We start from the raw sequence: 3,737 nt of genomic DNA on the forward strand, positions 1-3,737 counted from the left end.
TATGTGGGAATGCTGCACAGTTCGTTAAGAAAAAATTATTTAAAATCAATTAGTTAACATCTATTTATGGCTGCTTATCCTTTAAAAGAATTAAATATATACGTATATTTATATTTCAGTTATTATTATATATATATATATATATATTTAACATCTTATATAAGGATCGAACGTCAGTAAAATCTGCGCAAAAAATATACAATTTTTATTGACTTTTTGTTGATTAATTAGTCGATTATTTTTAATTTTATAAAAATAAATTTAAAAATTTTATGTTCTAATTTTTTATATAAAAGATTTTTAAAATAATTGATCTTATGGAAGAATAAATAATGAAAAGTAGTCAGTATGAAGTTGAAATATTACAAATAGAAGGAGTTTATCAATCAGATCCAACTACTATTTTTAATCACCTTTGCAAGAAAAAAGAATTTACTTTATTATTAGAATCAGCAGAGATAGATAAAAAACATGATCTAGAAAGTATGATGATCATAGATACTGCTTTAAGAATAACTGCATTAGATAATATTGTAACTGTAGAGGCATTTACAGAAAATGGTAAATCATTGTTGTCTAAATTAGATTTACTATTACCAAATTCTATTAAAAACAATTTTTTTAAAAATAGCCGGGAATTAATATTCCCATTAATGAATCATGAACTTGATGAAGATAAAAAATTAAGATATTTATCTATATTTGATACTTTTAGATTATTAATGAAAAACATGAAAATTCCAAAAAATTTAAAAAGATCAATGTTTTTTGGAGGTCTCTTTTCATATGATTTAGTTAATAATTTTGAAAAATTACCCTTATTAAAAAGAAATCAAAAATGTCCGGATTTGTGTTTTTATTTAGCTGAAACTTTATTAGTTTTAGATCACCAAAAGAAAAATTGTATTATCCAAAGTAGTTTATTTAGCAAAAATTGTTCAGAAAAAAATAGACTAAAAAATAATTTACAAAAAATAAAATTTCAATTAGATCAAAATTTAACAAAAATAGAGCATAGAAAAATTGATGAAATGTCTGTCAAGTGTAATTTAACAGATAAAAAATATATTAAAATTATAAAAGAAATGAAAAAATCAATTCAGAATGGAGATATATTTCAAGTTGTTCCTTCCAGAAAGTTTTATCTTCCCTGCCCTGATTCATTATCAGCCTACCAGAGACTTAAAAAGAGTAATCCGAGTCCATATATGTTTTTTATGCAAGATTCAAATTTTACGTTGTTTGGGGCCTCTCCTGAGAGTTCATTAAAATACAATGCTAAAAATAGAGAAATTGAAATTTATCCTATTGCAGGTACAAGGTCTCGAGGTAAAAAAGAAAATGGATTTATAGATTTAGATTTAGATTCCAGAATAGAATTAGAAATGAGAATGAATGAAAAAGAATTATCAGAACATTTAATGCTCGTAGATTTAGGTCGTAATGATTTAGCACGTATATGCGAACCTGGTAGTCGTTATGTATCTAATTTGACTAAAGTTGATCGTTACTCTTGTGTCATGCATTTAGTTTCTAAAATAGTTGGAAATTTAAAATCTGATTTAGATATTTTCCATGCCTATAGTGCTTGTATGAATATGGGAACCTTAACTGGAGCACCAAAAATTAAAGCTATGGAGTTAATCTCAAAGTATGAAAATGAAAGAAGAGGAAGTTATGGAGGAGCTATTGGATATTTTACAGAATCTCAAGATTTAGATACTTGTATTATTATACGATCAGCTTATGTGGAAAATGGTACAGCTACAATACAAGCAGGAGCAGGCATAGTATTAGACTCTATACCGCAAGAAGAGGCCGATGAGAGCCGAAATAAAGCTCAGGCAGTACTACAAGCAATAATTTATGCTCACAGCTCCAGAGAGGTCTTTTAATGGCTAATGTGCTCCTTTTAGATAATATCGATTCTTTTACTTACAATTTAGTTGATCAATTGCGTATAAGTGGACATAAAGTTTTAATTTATCGTAATTATGTATCTATTAAAATTATCATGTTGGCTCTTTCAAAAATAAATAATCCTGTGCTTATTTTATCTCCTGGACCAGGAAAACCAGAAGATGCGGGATGCATGTTAGAATTATTAAATATTCTTAAAGGTAAAATTCCTATAATCGGGATATGTTTAGGACATCAGGCAATTGTTCAAGCCTATGGTGGAGAAATAGAGTATGCAGAAAAAATATTGCATGGTAAAATTTCTATGATCCATCACGATAATAAAAAAATGTTTTTAAATATGCAAAATCCATTTCCTGTAGCAAGATATCATTCTTTAATTTGTAAAAAAGTTCCAAATGGATTTATTATAAATGCAATATTTAATAAAATAATTATGGGTATAAGAAATGATTTAGAACGTATTTGCGGCTTTCAATTCCATCCCGAATCAATTTTAACCCCCCAGGGTACAAAATTGCTAAATCAGACTTTAAATTGGTTAATAACATGAAAAAAACTATCATTTAATAAATATTTGAAATTAATAAAAAATAATCTCATGATAATAATATGTTTTTATTTAAAATAATTAAATCTAAAATTAAAGAAGATGAGTACTCGAATACTATAGAACTTTATGATGCAATACCAAAATATGTTTGGAATCAAAAAAAAGAAAACATAGATTTATCAAATGCTATTATAATAAGATATTGTAATTTGAGAGGGAAACGATTTTTAATTAAAATAAAACCTGCAATTATTGAAAAAAAAAATTTTAATACTGTTTTAATTTATCCAGGACAGAGAGAGGAAATTTTAGAAGATGTTTTAAGGAAGTTAGCGGTTGAAGGAAAAGGTAAAATAATTGATGGAAAGGCGGGAGTAATTTTTACTTTATATGAGTTACAGAAAGAACTAATGAAAATTGGTCATGGTTATAATTTGAATGAAATTAAAGAGGCTTTGCGAGTTTGTCAAGGAGCAAATCTTGAATGTATTAGTAAAGATAGAAAAATATTTATTAGTAGTAGTTTTTTTCCTGTCATTAGTTTAACAACTAAAAATTTTTTAAAAGAGAATAAAAATAAAGGTATTTGTTATGTTCAGTTTAATCCTCTTGTAAATAGTGCTATAAAAAGTTTGTCTTTTCGACAATATAATTATACGACAGGGATGCAAATTCGTTCTCCCTTAGCTAGATATATGTATAAGAGAATGAGTCATTATTGGGTACAGGCGCATAATTTGTATCCATATACTCCTTCTCTTATTAGTTTTTTAAATTGCAGCCCTAGAGAATTAAGTTTACGAATTTCAGAAAATATTAGAGCGATGAAAAATGCTCTTGATGTACTTATCCAAAAGAAAATAATTAGTTCATATAAATTGATTAAAAAAAAATATGGACGTAAAATTGTCGATGTAAAGTATATAATCCTACCGCATAGAAACTTTGTTGAACAAATAATGAGGTCTAATAAAAAAAGAAAAAAAATCATAAAAGCAGCGTTAAAAATAAATCTAACATAATTTTTTCATAAAAAAAGTTATAAAAAATATAAAAATAAATTTTTTATAAAACGCATGTTCATTAAATGGGTAAAAATAATTGAAAAATAATTTTTACCCATTTAATGAACATGCGTTTTTTTAGTTAAAAAAGATAAATAAAATTTTTTTATGAAATAGATTTCACATAAATTTAAAAAAAAAATTTTTTTATTCCAAAAAATGCACTTTTTAAAAAAATTTATAAAAATTATGCATACCCA

The 3,737-nt window shown here is 25.5% G+C and carries 2 protein-coding genes and 1 pseudogene; all 3 read left to right on the forward strand.

The window, feature by feature from the left end; genetic code table 11:
- The first annotated feature begins 332 nt into the window (after positions 1-332).
- Entirely contained in the window at positions 333-1,895 is a 1,563-nt protein-coding gene (locus tag AB4W65_RS02685; protein WP_367673851.1) for an anthranilate synthase component 1, read from the forward strand.
- Positions 1,895-2,461: pseudogene (locus AB4W65_RS02690) on the forward strand (aminodeoxychorismate/anthranilate synthase component II); the annotation flags it as partial. The gene AB4W65_RS02685 and the pseudogene AB4W65_RS02690, both read left to right, overlap by 1 nt.
- A gap of 71 nt (positions 2,462-2,532) precedes the next feature.
- Entirely contained in the window at positions 2,533-3,495 is a 963-nt protein-coding gene (locus AB4W65_RS02695) for a plasmid replication protein (RefSeq protein ID WP_367673850.1), read from the forward strand.
- Positions 3,496-3,737: the final 242 nt, after the last annotated feature.

The organism is Buchnera aphidicola (Pemphigus populi), from assembly GCF_964058935.1.
GTDB lineage: Bacteria > Pseudomonadota > Gammaproteobacteria > Enterobacterales > Enterobacteriaceae > Buchnera_C > Buchnera_C aphidicola_D.

Coding starts and splice junctions, on each gene's coding strand:
- AB4W65_RS02685 (WP_367673851.1), top strand. CDS start 333: ATGAAAAGTAGTCAGTATGAAGTTGAAATATTACAAATAGAAGGAGTT.
- AB4W65_RS02695 (WP_367673850.1), top strand. CDS start 2,533: ATGTTTTTATTTAAAATAATTAAATCTAAAATTAAAGAAGATGAGTAC.